The sequence below is a fragment of the Acidimangrovimonas sediminis genome (assembly GCF_002871005.1).
Classification (GTDB): Bacteria; Pseudomonadota; Alphaproteobacteria; order Rhodobacterales; family Rhodobacteraceae; genus Acidimangrovimonas; species Acidimangrovimonas sediminis.
Map to the genome: position 1 here is coordinate 131159 of NZ_PHSN01000016.1, position 23920 is coordinate 155078.

Below are 23920 nucleotides of genomic sequence, written 5' to 3' on the forward strand. Positions count from 1 at the left end.
TTCCCCATCACACCGCAGACATTCCACCATTCCGACCGAGGACGAGTCCCATGACCCTGCCCGCGACCATGCGCGCGATCGAGATCGCACAACCCGGCGGCCCCGAAGTGCTGACCCCCACCGAGGTTCCGGTGCCCCAACCCGGCCCGGGCCAGATCGTGATCGCCCTGGATTATGCCGGGGTGAACCGGCCCGACGCCCTGCAGCGCGCCGGCAACTACGCCCCGCCACCCACCGCCTCGCCGCTGCCCGGGCTCGAGGGCGCGGGCCGCGTCGCCGCGGTCGGCGAAGGCGTCAGCCGCTGGTCCGTTGGCGACCAGGTCTGCGCGCTGCTGCCCGGGGGCGGCTATGCCGAATACGTCGTCACCCCGGCCGCGCACGCGCTGCCCATCCCCGCCGGCATGGGCATGCGCGAGGCCGCCTGCCTGCCCGAAACCTTCTTCACCGTGTTTTCCAACGTGTTCCAGCGCGGCGCCCTGAAGGCAGGAGAACGGTTTCTCGTCCACGGCGGTTCGTCGGGGATCGGGACCACCGCGATCCAGCTGGCCAGGGCCTTCGGCGCCCGGGTCTTCGCGACCGCCGGGTCCGAGGACAAATGCGCCGCCTGCCTGCGGCTGGGCGCCGAGCGTGCGATCAACTACCGCGAGGAGGATTTCGTCGAGGTGCTGAAAGCCGAAGGCGGCGCCGACCTGATCCTCGACATGGTCGGCGGCGACTACATTCCGCGCAACGTGCGGGCCCTGGCCGATGACGGGCGCCTGGTGCAGATCGCCTTCCTGTCGGGCCCGAAGGCGGAGCTGAACTTTTCCGCCGTGATGCGGCGGCGGCTGACGATCACCGGCTCGACGCTGCGCCCGCAATCCGACCTTGCCAAGGCACGGATCGCCGAGGGCCTCGAGGCACAGGTCTGGCCGCTTCTGGCCTCGGGCGCGGTGGCGCCGGTGATGGACAGCGAATACCCGATGGACAAAGCCAGCGAGGCCCATGCCCGCATGGAAAGCTCGGGCCATATCGGGAAGATCGTGCTGAAGATTCGCTGACAACATCGCAAAATCGGCTGCCTCGGGGTGTATCGGCCCGCGCTTGTTGCCATATGTTTGGGCAGGACGCGCACCGATCAGGAGGCAGCCGATGAACGTATCCGGCAATTTCGAGATCCTCGCGGGGTTTCCCGCGGACGTCGTGGCGATCGAGGCTCGGGGAAAGATCACCCGGGCCGATTACGAGGAGGTGCTGATCCCGGCGATCGCCCGGGTGGTGGCGGCCGAGGGCCGCGCCAAGCTCCTTTATGTCCTGGGCGAGGGCTTCGAGGGCCTTACCGCGGGCGCGGCCTGGGACGATGCCAAGCTGGGCATCCTGCACATGGGCGAGTTCGCGAAGGTGGCGGTGGTCACCGATGTCGAATGGATCCGGTTGGGCGTGAAGATGTTCGCGCCGATGCTGCGCCCGCCCGTGCACCTGTTCCACCTGTCCGAGATGGAGGCCGCGCGGAGCTGGATCCGGAACGACCACCCCGAACCGCCCCACGTGGCCGAAGTGGCCGCGGACCACAAGCTGCCGACCCTCGAAGACAAGATGTAGGCCACGCGCCGCAATCGCGACACTGCCGCCGCCAAGAAGTTCAGATCCCGCGCCCTGATCCCCAAGGCGCTGCCATTGAGCGCGACTGCCACCAGAAGAGCCACCAGCCCGGCGACTCATGGCGCGGCGGAACGCTCAAGGCTGGGGACCGCGCCAGCGGGGCCTCGTTCAGGGCATCGGGCTCAGGGCGCGGCGCTCAGCCTGCAGATCTCAGGGCATGCCGTCCATCAGGGCACCGGTCGCCGCGCAATCGCGCACGACATCGGCGCCGCAGGGCCGCGGGCGAAGCGACTTTGTGAGACAGATCCGTACCTCGTCGATCCGCCCCGCCTCGCAGGTCACCGTGACCATGTCGGCCGACAGGCCCTTGTTCGCCTCGAGGAAGGCCTGCTCCACGACCGCCGCGGGAAGCTTCACGTCGCGGTGGAGTTTCTTGAAGACCTGCGGGATGGCGATGCTGTCGAAAGCCTTGCGCGCCGCCTCGTAGTAGCGCGCGGCCGAAAGGCCGGTGCAGCGGCCGTGCTTCTTCCACTCGTGCCAGGCAAGGCCCGGCGTGCCGGTGATGTCGGCCATCGCCGCGGTCTGGGCGCGCGTGGGGTCGCGCTGGCTCGTGCGGCAGAAGCTGGGATAGCCGCGGTCGTTCTGCGGCCAAAGCCCATGCAGGGTGAAGCCGAAGCCCGGCCGCGCGGAACATTGCGGCGAATGCCGGGCGTCGCCGGTCAGCGCGCACCATGTCGGCGACCACGACAACGACAGCACGTAATAATCGAACCGGCCCGCACGGTCGCCCCCGGCGGCGGCGCGCAGCGGGGCCCCGAGGACAAGCGCCAAGGCGAGGGGGAGGGCGATCGCGACAACGGGAACGAAGTGGAGAGCTGGCGCAAGGATCCGCGCGCTGCGCCCCATGCGGCAGGGCCTGCCGGAAGCGTGGCGCATTTTCTCTTCCCTCCCGCGACTAGGGGCATTATATACCCTGCAACTTCCCCGGACATCGAGGACACGCGGACCGAAGAAGGCCGCAGCCGTTTTCCGGCCCGGGAGAGATTTGTAAAGGAGTGGCGGAGATGAACAAGCCCCTGATGCCGAAGGCCACCGCCGTCTGGCTGGTCGACAACACCACGCTGAGCTTCAAGCAGATCGCCGATTTCTGCGGCATGCATGAGCTTGAGATCCAGGGCATCGCAGACGGCGACGTCGCGGCCGGCGTGAAGGGCTTCGACCCGGTCGCGAACAACCAGCTCGACCAGATCGAGATCGACCGGGCCGAGAAGGACCCGATGATCAAGCTGAAGCTGAAGTTCAACCCGGCTTCGGTCGGCGAGGAAAAGCGCCGCGGCCCGCGCTACACCCCCCTGTCGAAGCGGCAGGATCGCCCGGCCTCGATCCTCTGGCTGGTCAAGTTCCACCCGGAACTCAGCGACGGCCAGATCGGCAAGCTGGTCGGCACGACCAAGCCGACGATCCAGTCGATCCGCGAGCGGACCCACTGGAACATCGCCAACATCCAGCCGATCGACCCGGTCGCGCTTGGCCTTTGCAAGCAGACCGAGCTTGACGCGGCGGTGCAGCAGGCAGCGCGCAAGAAGGCGGCCGAGGGTTCGGTCATGACCGACGACGAGCGCCGGAAGCTGGTGTCGACCGAACAGTCGCTGGGCATGGCGCCGGAACCCAAGATCCCGGCGGCGATCGCGGGGCTCGAGACCTTCACCCTCTCCGGCAACGACGAGGAAGAGGAAGAGAAGAAAAGCCCGGCCGATTTCTCGGACGCGGACAGCTTCTTCAACCTGCCCGGTGGCGACGACGACGAAGACGAGGACGATTGATCCCTCGCCCCCGGGCGCCTGCATGCGCCCCCACAGAATGACAACGTCCTCGCAGAGACCTGCGGGGGCGTTTTTCATTGGGTCTGAGGGGGGGGGGGCGCTACCACATGGTCCTTGCGGCGCGGCCGGGCCATTCCGCGTCATAGGTGGCGCCGTCGAAACCGCCCTCCGTCATCTCGCGCAGCAGGTCGCCCATGCTGGGCAGGTCGCGCGACTCGTCCCCCGAGGTCCAGAGCCGGGCGCGCAGCGGGGCGCGCGCACATTGGGCATAGACCTCGGCGATCTCGATCACCACGACGGTTCTGGGCACCTTGCCCTGCCGCGCGAAGCGGGCGCAAAGGTCGGCATCGGCGCTCACCCGGGCGCGGCCGTTGACGCGGATCACGTTGTTCGACCCAGGCACGAGGAACAGTAGCGACACGCGCGGATCGCGGACGATGTTGCGCAGGCTGTCGATCCGGTCGTTGCCGCGCCAGTCGGGCAGTGCGAGCATGCGCGGGTCCAGCTCGGTCACCACCGGGCCGTCGTCGCCGCGCGGGCTGCAATCGGTGCCCTCGGGCCCGACGGTGCTGAGCAGGCAGAACCGCGACCGCGCGATCCACGTCCGGTACCCCGGTGTCAGCCGGTCCGCCACCTTGGCGGTCGCGGCCTCGGTCGGGGTGCCGTAAAGCGCCTCGAGCGCGGCGATATCCTCGATGAAGGTCATGCCTTCACCGCTTGGGCACGGGCGGCGGGGGCGTCGAACCCGGCCTCGGCCATCAGCCGGTCGGAGGCCTCCTCGATCACCGATTCGAGTTCGGCCATGAAGGCGGGCACCGCCTTGCCCGGCGCGATCGGGTCGAGGAATTCGACCACCGCAAGACCGCGGCGGCGCAGGATGCCGTGACGCGGCCAGAACACGCCGACATTGGTCGCCGCCGGCACGCAAGTCTGGCCGAGCTGGCTGTAAAGCAGCCCGGCGCCCACCTTGTAGGGCTTGGCCGCACCGGGCGCGACCCGCGTGCCCTGCGGGTAGATGATTAGCTGGCCGGCATCGACCGTGCCCTTCTTCACGCCGTCCATCATCCCCTTGATCGCCATGCCCCGCTTGCCGCGGTCGACCGGCACGCAGCCGATCTTGAGCGCGTACCAGCCGAGGATCGGCGCCCAGAGCAGCTCCTTCTTCATGATGAACTTGGGCCGGGGCGTGGCGTCGACCAGCAGGATGATGTCAAAGAACGACTGGTGCTTGGACACGATCAGCGCCTCGTCGCGCGGCGCCGTGCCGCGCACCTCGGAGCGGAGCCCCACCAGCACGCGAGCCGAGAACCTGACCCAGCGGGTATAGGCATGCACCGCCCAGAAGGCGGCCTCGCGGCGGAACAGGACGACCGGAGTGTAGACGATCGCAAGGATGGCCATGGCGGCGTACATCTGGACGATGAACACCAGCGACAGGATCCATTGCAGCGGCAGCGGCATCAGCTGAGCCCCCTCAAGGTGCGGAACGCCGCGAACCGGGTCGCGGCAAAAGCGACGATGGCGGCCAGCGGCGGGATGAGCAAGGGCCAGAGCCAGCCGATCCCGGCAAACCCCAGCCCGGTGAGAAAGCCGCCCTCGGGCGCCGCGGCGGGCATGACCGCGATCGCCAGCATGCCCAGCCCGGTGCCGGCGACCGCGCCACCCAGCGCGCGCAGGGTGAAGCGGCGGACAAAGGCGCGGGCGATGTAGCTGTCACGCGCCCCGATCAGGCGCAGCACCCGGATGACCTGCGCGTTGGCGGCCAGCGCGGCATTGGCAGCCAGCGTGATCATCGCCGCCGTGGCGCCCGTCAGCAGCGCGATCGAGATCAGCCCGAGAAGGCGCAGCCGCTCTGCCGCGCGCACCAGCGGACGGCGCCAGCGTGCGTGATCGTCCAGCACCGCGCCCGGCGCCTCGGCGCTCAGCCGCTGGCGCAGGCCCTCGGCGTCAAAGCCCTTGCCGGTTTCCTGCACGTCGATCAGTTGCGGGATCGGCAGTTCGCCCAGCGGCAGGCCGGGGCCGAACCACGGGGTCAGCAGCTTCTTCTCGGCCTCCTTGGTAAGGGCGTTGGCAGAGGCGACACCGGGGGTCTCGGACAGGATCTTCAGCACCGCGCGGGTCTGCGTCTCCATCTGTCCGGGCGGGGCGGAAATGCGGATCGTCGCGCTGTCGGCCAGCGCCGCGGCCCAGCGGTCGGCCAGCCGCCCCGAGGCCAGCGACAGCGCCAGCGCGAAAACCGCGAGGAAGGCCATCGCGCCCGCGGTGAACCCGGTCAGCCGCGCGATCACGCCGGTCGGCGGCACCACGCGCCCGGCCTGCATGTCGCCGGTAATGAGCTTGGGCAGCTTCACAGATCGCTCCCCGCCAGGTGCAGGCGCCGGTTGCGGATCCGCAGGACGCGCGCGGCCACCTGCGCCTTGGCATTGCGGATCAGGTTGAGGTCATGCGTGGCGATCAGGATGGTCTTGCCCATCCGGTTGAGTTCGATGAGCAATTGCAGCAGCCGCTGGGACATGTCCCAGTCGACGTTCCCCGTAGGTTCGTCCGCCAGAATGACGTCGGGGCCCATGATGATCGCCCGGGCCAGGGCCGCACGCTGACGCTCGCCGCCGGAAAGCTCTGGCGGGCGGTGGCCCGCCAGCGATTTCAGCCCGACCCAGTTGAGCAGATCCTCGACATCGGTATCGGTCACCGCGCGTCCCGAAACGGTAAGCGGCAGCGCGACGTTCTCGGCCAGCGGCAGGTGATCGAGGAACTGGCAATCCTGGTGCACCACGCCGATCCTGCGGCGCATCCGCGCAACCTCGTCGCGCGACAGCGTCTTGACGTCGGCCTCGAACACGTTGACCCGCCCGGCGGTCGCCAGAAGTTCGCCGTAGCAAAGTTTGAGGAACGTCGTCTTGCCCGCCCCTGACGGCCCGGTGAGAAAATGGAACGACCCCGGCGCGAGGGTAAGCGTCATCTCCGACAGGAGTTCCCCCCCGCCGTAATTGTAGGCCACGTTCTGGAACTCGATCACCCGGCCCCGCCCCTTGGTCCTGCTGCCCCTCGGCCCTCTTGCGCGGCGCCGGTGCCGCGGGCGCCGAATCCGCGCCGGCAGCATCGCCCACGAAGACGGCGGTTTCAATCACCGAGACCACAGCGCGGGGCGCACAATATCACAAAAGCTTGGAGAAAGCTTAACGGCTTGCTACAAGATCAAGAGGGCACCCATATATTCCAGGCATGACGGGTGCGATAACGAGGGCAGGCATATGCGGCTGACGTGTCCGAATTGCGACGCGCAATACGAGGTCGACGATACGGCCATTCCCGATGGCGGGCGCGACGTTCAGTGTTCGAATTGCGGCCATGCCTGGTTTCAGCTTCATCCCGATGTCGAGGAGCAGTTACGCGACGAGGCCCGCGCCTTCGGCGATGCCGGGGTCGAGGCCCCCGCCCCTTCCCCTGCCGCCCCTTCTCCCACCGCCTCTTCCCCTGTCGCACCGGAACCGACGGAGATCACGGCAGCGATCCCAGAATCCAGCGCCGAACCCGCCCCCGCGATCGGGGCCTATGACGACGCGGAGACGACGGATGCGCCCCCCGCCGCGCCTGCGGAACCCGCGGCGGCCTCAGTCACTGCCGGCCTCGGGTCGATCCGCCCGCCGGTGCCAGAGGATGACGTCTACGACGACGATGATGATACGGCCCCGCTTGCCGCGCCGCGGCCTGCCGCATCGCCGCGCCAGATCGACGACGGTCTGAAGCAACTCCTGCGCGAGGAAGCCCAGCGAGAGAGCACCGCGCGCAAGGCCGAGGCCACGCCGATTGAATCCCAGCCCGATCTCGGCCTCGACGATTCCGCGCCCCGCCCGGCGCCCTCTCGCCCCGCCCGGCCGGAATCCGAAACCGGCAACCGCATCGAGAAGGTGATGGCCGAGGAGAAGGCCGCCGCCGCAAGAAGCCGCGCCACCATCGCCGCGGCCTCGACCGGCGACGTGGCCTCGGGTCCGCGCCGCGACCTGCTGCCGGACATCGAGGAGATCAACTCCACCCTGCGCGCCAGCACCGAGCGCGAGCGCACAGGCCCCGGCGCCAGCACCGAGGCCGAGACCCCGGCCGAGCAACGCCGCAACTTCCGCCGCGGCTTTCTGGTCGTGCTACTGATCGCGGTGATCCTGGCGCTCATCTACCTCTACGCGCCGAAGATCGCGCAGCGGGTGCCGGCGCTTTCCGGGCCGCTGCAGACCTATGTGCATACGGTCGACAAGGGGCGGATCTGGATGGACCGGATGATGACCCGGGCGACCCACGCGATCCAGGGCAAGCCCGCCGGCGGCAGCGCCCCGTCGAACTGATCGCGGCCTGATCGCTGCGGGCCTCCGCGTCTGGCCCCGCGTCTGGCCAGAGCGCTGCGGGAAGAGGTCCGCGCCCCGGGCGGCAGCCGTCAGTAAGGCTCCAGCAGCCGCTTCAGGTAGTCACGCTCCTGCTCGGGGCGGCTCATGTCGCCCGACCGCTTGCGCAGCTCCTTCAGTATCTCCTCGGCGCGGCGGTAGATGTCTTCGCCCTGCAGGATGTCCTGGTTGGTGCCCATGCGGCCCACGGTGCCGGTCTCGCGGCCCAGCGGATCGCGCGACCCGCTCTGTGCCTGCTGGCCCTGCTGCCCGCGCTGCCCCGGGGCCTGCCGCTGGTTGTCGGCCATGGCGCGGCCAAGGTTGCGCATCCCTTCACGCAGCGCGTCCATCGCCTGAGCCTGCTTGTCGAGCGCGCCGTTGAGATCGCCATCGCGCAGCGCCTGCTCGGCCCCCTCCATCGCCCGGCCGGCCCGGCCCAACGCCTCGCGCCCGGCCTTGCCGTCTGGCGTGCCCGCCCCGGGAAGGCCCTGCTGCCCCTGACGGTCGAGCTGATCGCGCAGCGCCTTCTGACGCTCGGCCAGCGACCGGCGCTCGGCATCGCCGTTCTGCCTCTGGCCCTGGCCCGGCTGCTGCTCTTGCTGACCTTGGCCCTGCTGACCCTGGCCCTGCTGACCCTGGCCCATCTGGCCCTGACCCTGCTGACCCGGCTCGGTGCCCTGCTGCCCCTGCTGGGCGCCCTTCTGCATGTCCTGGAACGCCTGGTCCGAGAGGTTCTGCTGCTTGCGCAGGGTGTCGGCGAGGCCCTGCATCTGGCCCTGCCCGGGGATCTGTTCGCCGCCCTGGCCCTGCGTGACCCGCAGGTTCTGCATCATCTGCGACAGCTGATCGAGAAGCTGCTGCGCCTCGGCCATCCGCCCCTCGTTCATCAGCTGCTGCAGGCGGTTCAGCATCTGCTGCAGCTGATCACCGGTGATCTTCCGGCTGTTGCCGTTGTCGGCATTCTGCTGGTCGGGGGTCTTCTGCTGCTGCTCGGCCAACTGACGGATGTAATTCTGCATGGCGTCATTCAGATCGCCCATCAGCTTCTTCACCTCATCGGGGCTCGCCCCCCTGCGGATCGCTTCGGACAGCCGGTCCTGCGCCTGCCGCAAGCGCGCCAGCGCATTGGCCAGCGTCCCGTCCTCGAGCAGCACCGCGACGTCCCAGAGCGCATTCGCCACCTCGTCGCGCACGCTGTCGGTCAGCGACTTGTCCTCCACCGCCGCATCCAGCCGGCGCATGGCGATCCGCAGCAACAGATACGCGCGCTCGTTCTTGATGAAGCCCTCCGGCTGCCACGTCACGGCGCGCAGCACCTCGACGGTGCGCGCGGCGTTGGCCTTCGACCACAGCAGATCGCGCCGCATCTCGATCACCGCCGCCGCCAGCGGATCGAAGAACCGCCGGCCCGGCAGGTCCATCACCCGCGGCGGGGTCGAGGTGACATGCCCCGCCGCATCCTCGACCGTCAGCACCATCTTCACCGGCAGGTTGGCCCAGGCGTTCTTGGCAAGGTTCTCCGTCAGGGTCTCGGTGAAGGACTTGCGGCTTCCCGAGATCGGCATCGGCAGGGTCAGCACGATCGGATCGCGATGCTCCGGCGCGACCTTGAGGCCATAGCGCCGGTCGACCGCGGCAAGGTCGAGGGTGATCGTGGCATGGCCCTTGACGATGCCGTAATCGTCGCTGGCGCGGAACGGCTGCTGCATCTCGCCGCCGGCCTTGCGTTGGGCGACCCCGGCAAAGTCCACCTTGGGCGCCTCGTCCGGCGTCACCTCGATCTGCCAGCTGCGCCCGCCCTGCCCCGAGACGGCCAGGTCGCCACTGTGGCTGGCGGTGAAGCGGATCGCGCCGTCATCCGCGGCCTGCCCGTCCCCGGCCTGTCCGTCCGCTTCCTTCCCGCCCGTCGGCGCCGTGCCTGTGCCTGTGCCCGTGGTGCCTGCGTCGGACAGGGTCTGGCTCACCGTCACCGTTCCGGGTGCGCCGTAGAGGCGCAACTGCACCTTCGATCCCTGCGGCACGGCGAAGCCATCCCGGTCGATCTCGTTGAGATAGAGTGCGGGCTTCCCGGTATAGAGCGGCGGCTGGATCCAGCCCTCCCACGCCGGGCCCGCGGCGATGGCGGCCCCCTTGGTGGGCACCGGTGCGGCCGGCAAGGTGAAGAGAAGGCGCTGCGGCACCCCGAAAATCAACGCAAGGACGAAGGCGGTGGCGGCAACGTGGCGCAGGCCGAACGGATCGCGCGCGGCGATCCTGAGGTCCGGCGCCACCGTGCGCGCGGCCTGCGCCCGGTCTGCCATGCGCCCCATGTGGGCCCGCCACACGGCCGAGGATTGGTCATCCTCGGCGCCGATCGCCTGCGCATCGGCAAGCGCGGCGAAGGGACGGCCCGGAAGGCTGGCATCCAGCCGCGCCAGAGCCTCGCCGCGCCGCGGCCGCCGGAACCGCCAGCCGCCCCATGCGGCAAAGACCGCCATGGCCGCAAGGCAGAGCCCGACGATCCAGTGCAGCACCTGCGGCGACAGGACCTGGCCCAGCCCCAGCATCAGCGCCGCGACCAGCGCCAGCCCGATCGTCCAGACCGGCCAGAACGCGCGGGTGATACGCTCCGCCCAGATCCCCGCAAGCGTCAGCCTCAGCGGCCAGCGCGCACGGCGAAGCGCGGCAGCATAGGCGCGGGCCGCCGGGTCCGTCGGCGCGTCCCGGGGATCTGCGCCCTCGCCGGGTGTCTGGGGGTCGTCGCTCATGCGCTCCTTCCGGCGGATCGTCGTTGCCGGGCAGGGCGCCCGGCGATCACATCCATGTGGGGATGGTATCGCGGGCGATCATTTCTTCAAAGCTCGGCCTTGCCCTTACCAGCGCGAATTGGCCGTCTTTCACAAGAACTTCGGGAATGAGCGGGCGCGAGTTGTATTCCGACGCCATCGTCGCACCGTAGGCCCCGGCCGAGCGGAAGGCGACAAGGTCGCCCGGCCCCACCGGCGGCAGCTTGCGGCCCTTGGCGAAGGTGTCGCCCGATTCGCAGACCGGCCCGACGATGTCGTAGACATGTGGCTCCACCCCCGGCTCGGGCTCGATCACCGGAACGATGTCGTGATGCGCGCCGTACATCGCCGGACGCACGAGATCGTTCATCGCGGCGTCGAGGATCAGGAAATCCCGCCCCTCGCCCGATTTCACATAGATCACCTCGGACACCAGGATCCCGGCGTTGCCGGCGATCAGGCGGCCCGGCTCGATCTCGATCTCGCAGCCCAGATGGCCCAGCTTCTCCTTCACCAGCGCACCGTATTCGATCGGCAGCGGCGGGGCGGAGTTCGACCGCTCATAAGGAATGCCGAGCCCCCCGCCCAGATCCAGCCGGCGGATCGTGTGGCCATCGGCACGCAGCGCCGCGGTCAGGGCCGCGACCTTGTCGAAGGCAAGGCCGTAAGGCTCCAGCTCCGTCAACTGGCTGCCGATGTGAACGTCGATCCCCACCACCTCCAGCCCCGGCAGGGCGGCGGCGCGGGCATAGACCTCCCGCGCGCGGGATATCGGGATGCCGAACTTGTTCTCGGACTTGCCGGTGGCGATCTTCTCATGCGTCTTGGCGTCGACGTCGGGGTTCACCCGCACAGTCACCGGCGCCACCTTGCCGAGCGAGAGCGCGACCTCGTTCAGCACCTCCATCTCGGGTTCGGATTCGAGGTTGAACTGACGGATCCCGCCCTCCAGCGCCGCCCGCATCTCGGCGCGCGTCTTGCCAACGCCGGAAAACACGATCCGCTCGCCCGGGAAGCCCGCGGCAACGGCCCGCGCGTATTCCCCGCCCGACACCACGTCGGCCCCGGCGCCCAGCTCCGCCATCAGCTTCAGCACGGCCTGGTTCGAGTTCGCCTTCATGGCGTAGCACACCAGGTGATCGGTGCCGGCCAGCGCCTCATCGAACAGGCGGAAGTGGCGGGTCAGCGTGGCCGTGGAATAGCAATAGAACGGCGTGCCGACCTCGGCCGCGATTTCGGTCAGGGGAACATCTTCGGCGTGCAACACGCCGTCGCGATAGAGAAAGTGATCCATGTGCTGCTGATAGCACCGGCAGGGCGCTTTGCAAGGCCCGTCACTCGGGCAGCTTGTAGAGCGTCGCCTTCTTGTGCGCGATGATCGCCTCGTTACGGGCGGCCACCCGGTCCATCCGGGCCTTGATGTCGGGCGACAGGATGCCCTTGCGGTGCGCCATCTGATAGAACTCATGCCCCGGGTTGCAGTTGCTCTCGACCAGCACGCCGCCATCGGGTCCGATTGCCACGTCCCAGCCGATCAGCCCGTTGATCGGAAAGACGGCGTGGGCATTGCAGACGGTTTCGACGATCCGGTCCCAGTTCGGCACGCGGAAGCCGACGATCGGCAGGCCCGACACCGGGTGCGTGTCGATCTCGTGCGAGTCCGGGCCATGGCCGGCATAGCATTTCTCGATCACCCCGCTGGTCGCATCGAGCCGCGCGATCATGCTTCCGTGCTGCCAGAAATTGTCCGACATCGCCTTGGGCGAGGCGATCTTCCAGATCGCGTAAAGCGGCTTCGGCGCGTGGTCCTCGATCACCGTGACGATGCGCAGGCAGCTCAGCCCGCGACCGGCGATGGCGGTCACCTCCGGATGCTGCTCCACCACGTCCTGGAACAGGTAGCCCTCCGGGAAGTCGCGCACGATCTCCTCGGCCAGCGCCACAAGCGGCACGCAACGCCCGTCCCCGAGCGAGAGCATCCCGCTGTCACGGTCGATCGCGTCGATCCAGACCGAGCCGAGCGCATGGGTGCCGTCGGTCGGCTTGCCGAATAGCGGGTAGGTCGCGGTGTCGCGCAGGAAGGCCGCGACCCCTTCCGCATCGCGCAGGACCGGGGTCTCGCCGAACCAGCGCTCGCGGCTCAGCAGCGCCTGTGTGCGTGTCGTGGGCAGGCCGAACTGGCGCCAGAGCGCGGTCGAGGCCGCCTTGTCGCCGAGAAAGCCGCGCATCCGCGTCAGCCCCTCGGGCGCCATGCGCTGGTTCAGCACCCAGTTCGCCTTTGCGCCGACGAACTGGCGCTTTTCTTCCAGCGTAAGATCGCTGCGATAGAGGTGCAGGCCGAAATATTCCTGCTGGGTGACGCCCCGGCGCCTTGCGACGAGGCGGATGATCTCGCGGAAGATGTGACCCGGGCTCACGCCGGCCTTCTCCGCTGCCTTGCGCACCAGCGTCGCGATCACCGGCGGCTTGGCGGTGCGTCGGTCGGTCAGAATCTTGGCGTCGGCCACCACTTCTGTCTGAATCATGGTCAGTCCCCACATATCCACAAGCACTGTTTCGCCAGCGGATACAGGCGGATTTGGGCAATACCGTGGCGAAACGGGGCCTCTGAAAGGTGATTTACGGGCCGCATGACGCAGGCCTCAGGTCACGGGCCGCGTCCTCAGGAACAGGTAGAGGGGCAAGCCACAGGACAGGCCGATCAGGAAGGTCGCGGGGATCGCCACCAGCGCGATCCAGTTGCGCCGCACCAGCGTCTCCGCCAGCACCCAGAGCGTGAGCGCGAGCGCGGCGATCGTCAGGTCCCACATCAGTCCGGTGGTCGCGGCATTGGCGTGCCAGGCGGTGACCAGCCCGGGAAGGTCAACGCCGTGGTCCGCGAACCATGCCAGGTAGAAGCGCATCGGTTGCACCGCGCCCCAGACCGCGAGGGCCAGATAGGCGAGGCGCAGCGCCGACATCAGAGCTTCGACACCACGCCGACCCGGGCATCGCCCGAGATCGACAGCGACGACGAGCCATCGCGCGACGTGACGGTGTTGTCGGGCTTGGCCGGCGGCGGGGTCGGCGCGCCATCGGCGCCACAGGCGGCGACGAGGGCGGCAAGGCCAAGGGTGGCGGCGAGGCGGATCATTTCAGGATCTCCTTCCAGCGGGCAGTCTGGGCCCGGACGTTGTCGGGCGCGGTGCCGCCGTAGGAGCGCCGGCTGGCCACCGAATTGTGGACGCCAAGCACCGAATAGAGATCCTGCGTGATCCCCTCGTGCCCGGTCTGCAGCTCCTTCAGCGACAGATCGGCAAGGTCGCAGCCCTTCTTTTCCGCCAGTGCCACCAGTGAACCGGTCACGTGGTGCGCGTCGCGGAACGGCAGGCCCAGCTCCCGCACCAGCCAGTCGGCAAGGTCCGTGGCGGTCGAGAAGCCCGCCCCTGCCGCCTCTTCCAGGATCTTCCGGTTGCCGTGCATGTCGCGCACCATCCCGGTCATCGCGGCCAGTCCCAGCATCAGGTTGTCGGCGGCGTCGAAGACCTGTTCCTTGTCTTCCTGCATGTCCTTGGAATAGGCCAGCGGCAGCCCCTTCATCACGGTGAAGAGGGCAACGGTCGCCCCAAGGATCCGGCCCACCTTGGCGCGCAGAAGCTCCGCCGCGTCAGGGTTGCGCTTTTGCGGCATGATCGACGAGCCGGTCGAGAAACCGTCCGACAGCCGCACGAAGCGGAACTGCGCCGAGGACCAGATCACCAGTTCCTCGGCGAAGCGCGACAGGTGCATGGCGCAGATCGAGGCGGCGGAGAGGAACTCCAGCGCGAAATCGCGGTCGGCCACGGCGTCGAGCGAATTGGCGGACGGCCGGTCGAAGCCAAGCGCCTCGGCCGTGGCATGGCGGTCGATCGGGAAAGAGGTGCCGGCCAGCGCGGCCGCGCCGAGCGGGCATTCGTTCATCCGCGCGCGGGCGTCGCGGAAGCGGCCGGCGTCGCGGCCCAGCATCTCGACATAGGCCAGCATGTGGTGGCCCCATGTCACGGGCTGGGCGCTTTGCAGGTGGGTGAAACCTGGCATGACCCAGTCGGCCCCGGCCTCGGCCTGCGCAAGAAAGGCCTTCTGCAACGCCTCGATCCCGCCGATGGCCGCGTCGATCTGGTCACGCACCCAGAGCCGGAAGTCAGTCGCCACCTGGTCGTTGCGCGACCGCGCGGTGTGCAGCCGGCCCGCCGGTTCGCCGATGATCTCCTTCAGCCGGGCCTCCACGTTCATGTGGATGTCCTCGAGGTCGGTGCGGAAGGCGAAGTCGCCCGCCTCGATCTCTGACAAGACCGTGAGCAGGCCTTCCCCGATCGCCTCGGCATCCTTATCCCCGATGATGCCCTGGGCGGCGAGCATCGCCGCATGGGCGCGCGAGCCGCGGATGTCCTGGGCGTAGAGCCGTTTGTCGTAACCGATCGAGGCGTTGATCGCCTCCATGATCGCGTCGGGACCAGCGGCGAAACGCCCGCCCCACATGGTGTTTGCAGCTGTCGTGTTATCGGTCATTGTCGGCAGGGTCCGCTTCGGGTCGGAGAGAGCATGAAGAATATCCGTATCGCCGTCCTGTACACGGCCCTCGCGCTTGGTGCAAATGCCCTGGCCGTGCTGCCCGCCGCCGCCGCGATGGCCCCCGCCGTCGCAAGCGCCGACGGGTTGCGCGCAGGCGACATGAAGAAACTGTCGCTGCATGCCGATCCGAAACCGGTGCCCGACATCGCCTTCCAGGACGCCGACGGCAAGCCGCACAAGCTTTCGGAATACCGCGGAAAGCTGGTCCTCGTGAACTTCTGGGCAACCTGGTGCGCGCCCTGCCGGGTCGAGATGCCGACCCTCGACAAGCTGCAGGCCGAGATGGGCGACCGGCTTACGGTGCTGCCGATCGCCACGATCCGCAACACGCTGCCCGCGGTGCAGCGGTTCTTCAAGAGCGACAAGATCGAACACCTGCCCATCCTGATCGACCCGCAGGCAGCGCTGGCGCACAAGATGGGGGTCATGGGGCTGCCCGTCACCCTCATACTGAACGCGCAGGGCGAGGAGATCGGGCGGTTGATCGGCGAGGCGGACTGGTCCGGCGACGACGCAAGGGCCGTGCTGGGCGCGCTGATCGGCGCGGACGGGTGACGCCAGGAGCCAAGAGTTTTAGATAAAACTCTTGGCAAATTTCTTGGAAGAAATTTGGATGGCGCTCAGGCGGGACGGCGGGTCTTCTGTGCCAGCGCCACGCCGCCGACGACCAGCACCAGCGCCGCGGCGTGGTAGGGTTTCAGCCGCTCGCCCAGCACCAGCACCGACAGGATCGCCCCGAAGACCGGCACGAAGTTCATGAAGAGCCCCGCCCGGTTCGACCCGATCAGGCGGTTCCCCGCGGCAAAGGACATCTGCGCGACAAGGCTGGGGAAAATCCCGGTGAAAAGCGCGATGGCCAGCCCGGCCGTGTCGGGCCCATGGGCCGCGCCCGTCGCGATCTCGAACCCCGAAAACGGCAGCGAGGTGATCAGCGCCGCGACCGACAGCACGATCATGAAGCTCAGCAGGTGGATCTCGGGCATCCAGCGCAACGAGACGGAATAGAGTCCGTAGAACGTCGTCGCCAGGAGCATCAGCGCGTCGCCGTGGTTGAGATGCAGGTTCAGAAGCACCCCCAGGCTGCCCTGCGCCGCGACGGTCAGCACACCGGCAAGCGTCAGCGCGAAGCCCGCGAACTGGGCCGCGGAAACGCGGGTGCGGAACAGCACGAAATTGGCCAGGAAGATCACCAGCGGCATCCCGGCCTGGATGATCAGCATGTTGAGCGCGGTGGTATAGCGCGCCGAGGTGTAGAAGGTCGCGTTGAAGAGGGTGAAGCCCACGGTGCCCATCGCCGCCAGCATCGGCAGGTGGCGGCGCACCACCGGCCAGTCGTGCCGCAACCGCCGGTGACCGACAAGGCCCACGGCGACCACCGCGATGGCCCAGCGCAGCGTGGTCAACACGAAGGGGCTGACATGCCCCACGGCAAGCCGCCCGGCGACGGCGTTCGAGGCCCAGACAAGCGCGGTCAAGAGCAGGAAGACATAGGCGCGGGTGATCATGACTGGGCCCCTCCCCGGCCCGACAACCGCGCGACCCTAACGGCGGGGGGCGGCGGGGACAATGGGGGCCGGTCCGTCCATCAACGGGGCATCAGGGCGGCAGCAGGGGCCCGTCAGCGCCACTTCACCCCGAGCCTCTTTCGGCACGAGCGAAGGAGCGGGTCCGTCCGGTCAACAGGGCGTCGGGGCGGCGGCAGGGGGCTGTATCAACCCTCCACCCCAGGTTGCATTTCGGCATGAAAGCCGGGGCCGGTCCGTTAGGCCAACGGAGCGGCAGGGCGGCAGGGGGCAGTCTGCCCCTGCACCCCCGGCGCATGTCGGCCCGAACGAAAGAGCCGGTCTCGCGGTCGGGGCGGAACGGCACCTCCGCTCAGTGCGGGGCTCCGTCTGCCGGGTCGTGGGGCCGGCAAGGGGGGCGTCAGCGCCTTCCCTCGCGCAGCCAGGCGGCGAGGGCAAAGAGCGAGGCGATCAGCAGGAAGGCCCAGGCCGGCAGGAACGGTGTCACCCGCAGGTCCTTGGTGATATAGGCGTGGCGCGGGGTGATCCCGATCCAGCCGCGGCCGGCGGCGGCGCGACCCTCCGCCACCGTGCGCACGTCGGGCACGCCATCCTCGACCCGAAGCACCCCGCCGCGGTGGATGGCGGCATAGGGCGCCAGCCGGTCGGGCGTGGCGATGGTCTGTTCGAATTCCTTCGGCGCCGAGGGGCCGACCGCGATCACCGCGGTCTTGTCGCCCTGCTTCAGGCGATAAAGCCCCATGTCCGGCGCCGTCCAGGTGGCGGTGAAACGGCCCGGCTCGGTCTCGGTCAGCGGCACCTCGACGGTCTTGTCGTCGGGGCCGGTGATCGAGACCTTGTCATGCCCCTCGCTCAGCGAGCGGCGGGTGATGGTGATGGTCTGGCCCTCGGCGCTGGCGGTCAGGGCCTCTTCCTCGAGGTCCGGCTCCTTCATCATCCAGTGCGCGAGGCGGCGCAGCAGTTCGAGCTGCGGCCCCCCGCCCTCGTAACCGCGCGACCAGAGCCAGGCCTCGTCCGACGATAGCAGCGCCACGCGCCCCTTGCCCTCGCGCTTGAGCACGAGGAGCGGGTCGCCGTCGATGCCGGACATCAGCACCTGCCCGCCGCGGTTCTTCACCTCGACCTGGCGGAACCAGCGGCCCCAGCCGGGCCCCTTCTCGCCCGGCTTCGGCTTCGGCCCGAAAGCCGCGAGCCCCTCGGTCACCGGGTGGCGATCGCCAAGCTTGGTGATCTCGGGCTTGAAGCCCCCGACGAGGACCTGGGAGGTGGGCACCACGGGCAGGATGTCGCCCAGAGGCGAACGCCAGAGGCTGTCGGCCGAGCCGAACTCGGGCCCGGCCGAGACCAGCACCGCACCGCCGTTCTCGACATATTGCTTGACGTTGTCGAGATAGGCCGATGGCAGGATGCCGCGGCGGCGGTAGCGGTCGAAGATGATCAGGTCGAATTCCTTGATCTTCTCGACGAAAAGCTCCCGCGTGGGGAAGGCGATCAGGGACAGCTCGCTCACCGGAACGCCGTCCTGCTTTTCCGGCGGGCGCAAAATGGTGAAGTGCACGAGATCGACCGAACTGTCGGATTTCAGCAGGTTGCGCCAGACCCGTTCGCCGGTATGCGGCTCTCCCGACACCAGCAGCACGCGCAGCCGGTCGCGCACCCCGTTCATCTGGACGACGGCGGAGTTGTTGCGGTCGGTCAGCTCGCCCGTCTCGGTGGGCACGGTGAATTGCAGCACGTTCATCCCGCCGTGCGGCAGGGTGACAGGCAGTTGCAGATCCTTGCCAACGGGAACGGTGAAAGTCTGTGGCGGCTTGCCGTCGATCGCGATCTTCAGGCTGGCGGTGGCGGGAATATCGGCGGGCACCTGCCCTTCGTCCTGCACCCGGAGGGTCAGCTTGACCGGCTCGCCCATGATGGCGAAGGCGGGGGCGTCCTTGACGATCAGCCGGCGGTCCCAGTCGCTGCGGTGGCCGGTCAGCACGACGTTCACCGGCGCCGGCATGTCGGGCGCGCGCGCCATATCGTGCACCTGCCCGTCGGTCACGAGGATGGCGCCGGCGACCCGGGCGCGGGGTTCCTCGGCCAGCGCGTCCGATAGTGCGCCCATCAGAAGGGTGCCGCCATCGCCCGGCGCGTCGCCCAGGGTGACCTGACGCACCTCGGTGTTGGGAAGGCGCTGCAACTCGTCCTTGAGGTCTGTGACCGCCCGCTCCATCTGCGCGGGGCGGTCGCCGATCTTCTGGCTGGCGGAATGGTCGCTGACCAGCAGCACGATGTTGGACAGCGGCTGGCGGTCCTCGGTCTGGAGCGCGGGATTGGCGAGCGCCAGCAGCAGCACCGCCGCGGTCAGCCCGCGCAGCCACCACCCCGACAGGCCGCGCCAGAAGGCCAGCACCACGGCCAGCACCGCCACCGCGATGGCAAGCCAGAGCACGGGCCATGGCACCATGGGCGCGAAGATGATCTGGCCCCAACTCAATTCCCCAGCCTTTCCAGAAGCGCCGGAACGTGGACCTGGTCGGACTTATAGTTGCCGGTCAGCACGTACATGATCAGGTTGACGCCGAAGCGGTAGGCGATCTCGCGCTGGCGCTCACCGGCATAGCCGGAGCCCACCGGCAACAGCGGCTGGCCCTGCCCGTTCACCGCCCAGGCCGCGGCCCAGTCGTTCGCGCCGATCACCACCGGCGTCACCCCGTCGTTGAGGTTGCGAAACGGCATCCCCTCGACCTTCTTGGCATCCGGCGGCGCGGCCTCGACCCATGTCGTGCCGCCGGTGTAGCGGCCGGGGAAATCCTGGATCAGATAGAAGGCGCGGGTCAGCACGTGGTCCTTGGGCACCGGCGAGAGTGGCGGAATGTCGAGGCCAAGCGCGATCTGGCGCAGGCGGTGGGCGTTCGGCGTTTCCTGTCCGCCGATGGCCAGGTCGGCATCCTGGGTGTCGAAGACGATCATCCCGCCGGTGCGCAGATATTCATTCAGCTTGGCATAGGCCTTCTGCGACGGGATCGGCTCATCCGCCGTCACCGGCCAGTAGAGAAAGGGGAAGAAGGCGAGCGTATCGGTCTCGACGTTCACGCCCATCGGTTTTTTCGGCTCGACCGAGGTGCGCGCGGTCAGCACGTCCGAGAGGCCCTGAAGACCGGCCTGCGCGATGCGGTCGACCTGCGCGTCGCCGGTCAGCACATGGGCAAGGACAACACCGGACGTCGCCTGAATCGCGAACTGGTCGCCGGGCTTCGGGTCGTTGCCTGCGGGCGCCGCGGATTCGTTTGCGGCTTGGCCCGGCGCCTGCTGTGCCGTCTGGCCGGCCCCGCCGGGGGCGGCCTCGGCCTGTGCCCGCGCGGGTGCCGGGGCCAGCGCCAGCCCGAGCCCCAGCGCCAGAAACATGGCGGCCGTGGTCGTGGCCCCCGAGGAGGGCCGGCGCATCCGCCCGGACAGGATGAGCGACGCGATCAAATCGGCCAGCAGGAGGATCAGCGCCGCGCCGATGAACCAGCCGGTCAGCAGCGTCTCGCGCGCCATGGCCAGCCCCTCGACCGGAACGCCGGCGGGCCAGCTGGCCGCCTTGAGCGTCGCATCGGGGCCGGTCACGTTGAGCGCGAGCCTGCGGTCCTCGCTTCGATAAAGGCCCGGGGGAGTCTTCGGCCCGGCCGCCGCTGCGACCAGCGTCTCGCCCGGAACCCCCGCCATCTGGCCCGCGTCGCGCGTCCGCCCGAAAGCGTCAAGCAGCTTGTCCGGCACCCAGGTCGTGCCCGCCATCTCCTTCGCGGTGGGGCGTTCGGGGCGGGTGGAGACCGCCAGCCGGTCCAGCATCTGCACGAAAAGCCCCGAGAGCGGCAGCGTCGACCATTCGGCATTCGCGGTGACGTGGAACAGCACCACCTGCCCCTGCCCCAGCGCCTTGCGCGTCACCAGCGGCGTGCCGTCGGCAAGCGAGGCGATGGTGTGCTGGGCAAGGTCCGGGTCGGGCTGGGCCAGCACCTGCGCGTTCACCGTCACGTCGTCGGGGATCTTCAGGCCGTAGAAGGGCGAGCCCTTGGTGAAGGGGCGCAGCTTTTTCGGTTGGCCCCAGCTCATCGCGCCGCCCACAGTGCGCCCGCCGATCCGCAGGCGCACTGGCATCAGCGGATCCTCGTGATCGCGCGAGACGTCGCTAGCGGCCAGCCGGGGCCCGGCAAAGCGCAGAAGCAGGCCGCCCTTGCGCGTCCACTTCTCCAGATCCTCCTTTTCCTGCGGCGAAAGCTTGGCCACGTCGGCAAGGATGATCACGTCTGGCGCGGCAAGCAGGATGTCGTCGAAACTGCCCTCGACAAGGTCGGCCGTGGGTTTCAGCGCCTCGCGCAGGTAATAGAGCGGCGACAGAAGCTGCAGCCCCTCGCGGTCGCGCGGCCCCAGCAGTGCCACCTTGCGGCGCTTCAGCGCGTCGTCGGTCAGGCTGATCGCTCCGGCCGAATGCGCGCCCTCGATCTCGAACCGGTTGATGCGGTTGCGAAGTTCCGGCGGCAGGGTCAGCCTGGCCTCCGCTTCGGTCTTGCTCGGCGCGAAACGCGCCTTGACCTGGGCCAGCGCGCGCTCGGCCCCATCCGGACCGGTGCCGCGGGCGATGATGGTCTGCGTCACCTCGGGCCCGGGATCGGCACGCAACGCGCCCAGCTCGATCGCGCCGTCGCGGAACTTCGGCGGGCGCAGCGCGTAGACCGGGCGCGGGCTTTCGAACACCCGCACCGCCCCGTGCGACTGCAATGCCTTCAGCAGCGCCGACCGCCCGTCACGGTCGAGCCCGTCCGACAGCCAGTAGGTATCGAACGACCCGCGCAGGGAGGCCGCCCAGTGCGCAACGGTCTGTGTATCCGGTCCCCAGGGCTTGGGTTGCAGGCTGGGCAGGCGCGCCTCCCACCCCTTCGCCTCGGTGAAGCGCGGGGTGCCGTCGCCGTCGCGCGGCACCTTCGGCAGATCGGTGAGCGAGATGATCGCCACCGGCCGCCCGGCGCGCCCCGCCTCCTCCAGCAGGCCCGAGATCCGGTCGGACCGCCGCTGCCAATCGCGGGCCGAGGCCCAGCTGCCGTCGGTGAGAATAAGCAGCGGTCCATGGCCCGGCGGCTCCACCTTCGGGTTCAGGACCGGCCCCGCGAAGGCCACGATCGCCGCCGCCAGCGCCAGCATGCGGATGAGCAGCAGCCACCACGGCGTTCGTTCCGTCTCGATCCGCGCATCGGTCAGGCCGAGAAGCAGCGCAACCCCCGGAAACCGCCGCCGGACCGGCGCGGGCGGCACGGCGCGCAGGATCACCCAGAGGATCGGCAGCGCCAGAAGACCCAGCAGCAGCCAGGGCGTGGTGAAGCCGAGAGGCCCCAGCATCCACATCAGCGCGCGCCCTCCAGCACCTGGTAAAGCCACAGGAGCGGCGTCAGCGCCGCCTCGCCGGTGTGATGGCAGCTGTAGTGCCAGCCGGTGGCCCGGGCGAGACCCGCAAGCCGATCCTTGCGCTCGGCCAGCCGTTCCAGGTACCGGTCGCGCAGATCGCCCGCACGCTTCGTCTCGTGCCGGAGCGCGCCGGACATGGAGGTGAAGATCGTCCGCCCGTCGAAGGGAAAGGCCTCCTCCACCGGGTCGAGCACCTGCACCAGCGCGCCGCGCACGCCACGGTCGGCGGCAGCCGTCAGCGCGGCCTCGACCCGCGCGGGGTCGCCCAGGAAATCCGACAGGAACACCGCCCGGCTGCGCGGCGGCAGGTCGCGCGCCCCGGGGGCGCCGTAATCCTCTTCGCCCTCGCCCTCCAGCCCCAGCGTCAGGCGCAGCAGCTGCATCCGCCCCGCTCCGGGCGCCAGCGGCGGCTGGGCAAGGCCCACGCGCTCCCCCGCCCGGATCAGCAATACGGCGGCCGCCAGCGCCAAGAGCTTCGCGCGGTCGCCCTTGGGCGCGCGCGTCTTGTCACCGCTGAAGGTCATCGAACGGCCGGGATCGACCCAGAACACCACCGATTGCGCCGCCTGCCATTCCTTCTCGCGCACGTAATGGGCGTCGGACCGGGCCGAGCGGCGCCAGTCGATCATCCGGGCCTCGTCGCCTGGCGTGGCGGGGCGGTATTGCCAGAATTCGTCGCCCATGCCGGCACGGCGGCGGCCATGTTCGCCCGGCATGATCGAGGCCGCCAGATGCTCGGCCTCGGCCAGCAGCGGCGGCAAGGCGCCGCCGAGGGTCTCGGCCCGGCCACGAAGCTGGGCAGAGGCGGCGGCATCGCTCACGCCGCGGCCCCGATCCGCGTGACCTGCGCAGTGACGCTGTCGATCACGCCGCCCAAGGTCTCGCCCCGGGCCCGCGCCGCGAAGGAAAGCGCCATGCGGTGGCTGAGCACCGGGCGCGCCATCGCCGCGACATCCTCGGCGTTGGGGGCAAGCCGGCCCTCCAGCAGGGCACGCGCCCGCACCGTCAGCATCAACGCCTGCGCGGCACGCGGACCTGGGCCCCAGGCCACCGACTCCGCCACCCGCTTGGTCGCCTCCGGCTCGCCCGGGCGGCAGGCGCGCACGAGGTCGAGGATCATCTCGACCACCGCCTCGCCCACCGGCATCCGGCGGAGCACGATCTGCGCGGCCAGCAATTCCTCGGCGGTGAACACGGCTTCCGACCTGGCCTCTTCCACCCCGGTGGTGGCGATCAGGATGTCACGCTCGGTCCGGCGCTCGGGGTACGGCACGTCGACCTGCACGAGAAAGCGGTCAAGCTGGGCCTCGGGCAGCGGGTAGGTGCCCTCCTGCTCGATCGGGTTCTGTGTGGCCAGCACGTGGAAGGGCTTGCCCAGCGGCCGGTGCTGCCCTGCGATCGTCACCTCGCGCTCCTGCATCGCCTGCAGAAGGGCGGATTGCGTGCGGGGCGAAGCGCGGTTGATCTCATCCGCCATCAGAAGCTGACAGAACACCGGTCCCTCGAGGAAACGGAACGCGCGGGACCCGTCGGCGGCGGTTTCCAACACCTCCGATCCCAGAATGTCGGCCGGCATCAGGTCGGGGGTGAACTGGATGCGGTTTCCCTTCAGCCCCATGACGGTAGAGAGCGTGTCCACGAGCCGCGTCTTGCCCAGCCCCGGCAGACCGATCAGCAGCGCATGCCCGCCGCAAAGCAGAGCCGAAAGCACGAGACCGACCACCCGGTCCTGCCCGATGAACCGCTTGTCGACGGCGGCCCGGGCATGGGCGAGGCGGTCGCCCAACGCCTCGATTTCGGCGACGAGTGCGGTGTCCTCGGCCATGACATCCCTC

21 protein-coding genes are annotated in these 23920 nt (G+C 69.2%); 5 read left to right on the forward strand and 16 right to left on the reverse strand.

All coding sequences use genetic code 11. The annotated features are described in order from the left end of the window. Positions 1–50 precede the first annotated feature (50 nt). Positions 51–1040 (forward strand): NAD(P)H-quinone oxidoreductase, encoded by a 990-nt coding sequence (locus tag CVV76_RS15440; RefSeq protein ID WP_102225568.1) that lies wholly within the window; start codon positions 51–53, stop codon positions 1038–1040. 91 nt (positions 1041–1131) lie between these two features. Beyond that, complete coding sequence (locus CVV76_RS15445) at positions 1132–1581, forward strand: SpoIIAA family protein (RefSeq protein WP_102225569.1); 450 nt, start codon at positions 1132–1134, stop codon at positions 1579–1581. A 210-nt stretch (positions 1582–1791) separates the two neighbouring features. On the opposite strand, the gene CVV76_RS15450 is transcribed toward CVV76_RS15445, so the two are convergent. Then, positions 1792–2517, reverse strand: a complete 726-nt coding sequence (locus CVV76_RS15450) for a ribonuclease T2 (protein WP_233192972.1) — start codon at positions 2515–2517, stop codon at positions 1792–1794. A 128-nt stretch (positions 2518–2645) separates the two neighbouring features. Here CVV76_RS15450 and CVV76_RS15455 point away from each other — a divergent pair, with 128 nt between their 5' ends. Then, a complete protein-coding gene (locus CVV76_RS15455; protein ID WP_102225571.1) occupies positions 2646–3404 on the forward strand; it encodes a DUF1013 domain-containing protein in 759 nt (252 codons plus the stop codon). A gap of 100 nt (positions 3405–3504) precedes the next feature. Here CVV76_RS15455 and CVV76_RS15460 read toward each other — a convergent pair whose 3' ends face one another. The 4 genes from CVV76_RS15460 to CVV76_RS15475 are packed head-to-tail and all read right to left on the reverse strand — an operon-like array spanning position 3505 to position 6423. Next, positions 3505–4110: a pyridoxamine 5'-phosphate oxidase family protein gene (locus CVV76_RS15460; RefSeq protein ID WP_102225572.1), complete on the reverse strand. Its 606-nt coding sequence runs from the start codon at positions 4108–4110 to the stop codon at positions 3505–3507. Then, the gene (locus CVV76_RS15465) at positions 4107–4865 is read right to left on the reverse strand and encodes a lysophospholipid acyltransferase family protein (protein WP_102225573.1); all 759 of its coding nucleotides are present in this window, start codon (positions 4863–4865) and stop codon (positions 4107–4109) included. The genes CVV76_RS15460 and CVV76_RS15465 overlap by 4 nt, the downstream gene beginning before the upstream one ends. Then, complete coding sequence (locus CVV76_RS15470; RefSeq protein WP_102225633.1) at positions 4865–5725, reverse strand: cell division protein FtsX; 861 nt, start codon at positions 5723–5725, stop codon at positions 4865–4867. The genes CVV76_RS15465 and CVV76_RS15470 overlap by 1 nt, the downstream gene beginning before the upstream one ends. A gap of 26 nt (positions 5726–5751) precedes the next feature. Then, on the reverse strand, positions 5752–6423 hold the full coding sequence (locus tag CVV76_RS15475) for a cell division ATP-binding protein FtsE (RefSeq protein WP_102225574.1): 672 nt from the start codon (positions 6421–6423) through the stop codon (positions 5752–5754). A 235-nt stretch (positions 6424–6658) separates the two neighbouring features. Here CVV76_RS15475 and CVV76_RS15480 point away from each other — a divergent pair, with 235 nt between their 5' ends. Continuing rightward, positions 6659–7744 (forward strand): zinc-ribbon domain-containing protein, encoded by a 1086-nt coding sequence (locus tag CVV76_RS15480; RefSeq protein WP_102225575.1) that lies wholly within the window; start codon positions 6659–6661, stop codon positions 7742–7744. A gap of 89 nt (positions 7745–7833) precedes the next feature. Here the strand turns inward: CVV76_RS15480 and CVV76_RS15485 are convergent, their stop codons facing one another. The 6 genes from CVV76_RS15485 to argH form a co-directional block, all read right to left on the reverse strand. Beyond that, entirely contained in the window at positions 7834–10527 is a 2694-nt protein-coding gene (locus CVV76_RS15485) for a TIGR02302 family protein (RefSeq protein ID WP_102225576.1), read from the reverse strand. 46 nt (positions 10528–10573) lie between these two features. Continuing rightward, on the reverse strand, positions 10574–11839 hold the full coding sequence (gene lysA, locus CVV76_RS15490; RefSeq protein ID WP_102225577.1) for a diaminopimelate decarboxylase: 1266 nt from the start codon (positions 11837–11839) through the stop codon (positions 10574–10576). A 40-nt stretch (positions 11840–11879) separates the two neighbouring features. Continuing rightward, a complete protein-coding gene (locus tag CVV76_RS15495) occupies positions 11880–13070 on the reverse strand; it encodes a sugar-transfer associated ATP-grasp domain-containing protein (RefSeq protein ID WP_158243168.1) in 1191 nt (396 codons plus the stop codon). Between the two features lie 117 nt (positions 13071–13187). Next, positions 13188–13505, reverse strand: a complete 318-nt coding sequence (locus CVV76_RS15500; RefSeq protein ID WP_102225579.1) for a DUF2834 domain-containing protein — start codon at positions 13503–13505, stop codon at positions 13188–13190. Further along, positions 13505–13678: an argininosuccinate lyase gene (locus tag CVV76_RS15505; RefSeq protein WP_102225580.1), complete on the reverse strand. Its 174-nt coding sequence runs from the start codon at positions 13676–13678 to the stop codon at positions 13505–13507. The genes CVV76_RS15500 and CVV76_RS15505 overlap by 1 nt, the downstream gene beginning before the upstream one ends. Then, the gene (gene argH / locus CVV76_RS15510) at positions 13675–15072 is read right to left on the reverse strand and encodes an argininosuccinate lyase (protein ID WP_102225581.1); all 1398 of its coding nucleotides are present in this window, start codon (positions 15070–15072) and stop codon (positions 13675–13677) included. The genes CVV76_RS15505 and argH overlap by 4 nt, the downstream gene beginning before the upstream one ends. A 33-nt stretch (positions 15073–15105) precedes the next feature. Here argH and CVV76_RS15515 point away from each other — a divergent pair, with 33 nt between their 5' ends. Beyond that, positions 15106–15690: a TlpA family protein disulfide reductase gene (locus CVV76_RS15515; RefSeq protein ID WP_102225582.1), complete on the forward strand. Its 585-nt coding sequence runs from the start codon at positions 15106–15108 to the stop codon at positions 15688–15690. Positions 15691–15755: 65 nt separating this feature from the next. Here CVV76_RS15515 and CVV76_RS15520 read toward each other — a convergent pair whose 3' ends face one another. From CVV76_RS15520 to CVV76_RS15540, 5 genes are all read right to left on the reverse strand, one after another. Continuing rightward, entirely contained in the window at positions 15756–16640 is an 885-nt protein-coding gene (locus CVV76_RS15520; RefSeq protein WP_102225583.1) for a DMT family transporter, read from the reverse strand. A gap of 418 nt (positions 16641–17058) precedes the next feature. Beyond that, on the reverse strand, positions 17059–19107 hold the full coding sequence (locus tag CVV76_RS15525; protein WP_102225634.1) for a hypothetical protein: 2049 nt from the start codon (positions 19105–19107) through the stop codon (positions 17059–17061). A 26-nt stretch (positions 19108–19133) separates the two neighbouring features. Continuing rightward, on the reverse strand, positions 19134–22025 hold the full coding sequence (locus CVV76_RS15530) for a DUF4159 domain-containing protein (protein WP_102225584.1): 2892 nt from the start codon (positions 22023–22025) through the stop codon (positions 19134–19136). Then, positions 22025–22906 (reverse strand): DUF58 domain-containing protein, encoded by an 882-nt coding sequence (locus tag CVV76_RS15535; RefSeq protein ID WP_233192973.1) that lies wholly within the window; start codon positions 22904–22906, stop codon positions 22025–22027. Before CVV76_RS15535 ends, CVV76_RS15530 begins: the two co-directional genes overlap by 1 nt. Continuing rightward, entirely contained in the window at positions 22903–23910 is a 1008-nt protein-coding gene (locus tag CVV76_RS15540) for an AAA family ATPase (protein WP_102225585.1), read from the reverse strand. Before CVV76_RS15540 ends, CVV76_RS15535 begins: the two co-directional genes overlap by 4 nt. Positions 23911–23920: the final 10 nt, after the last annotated feature.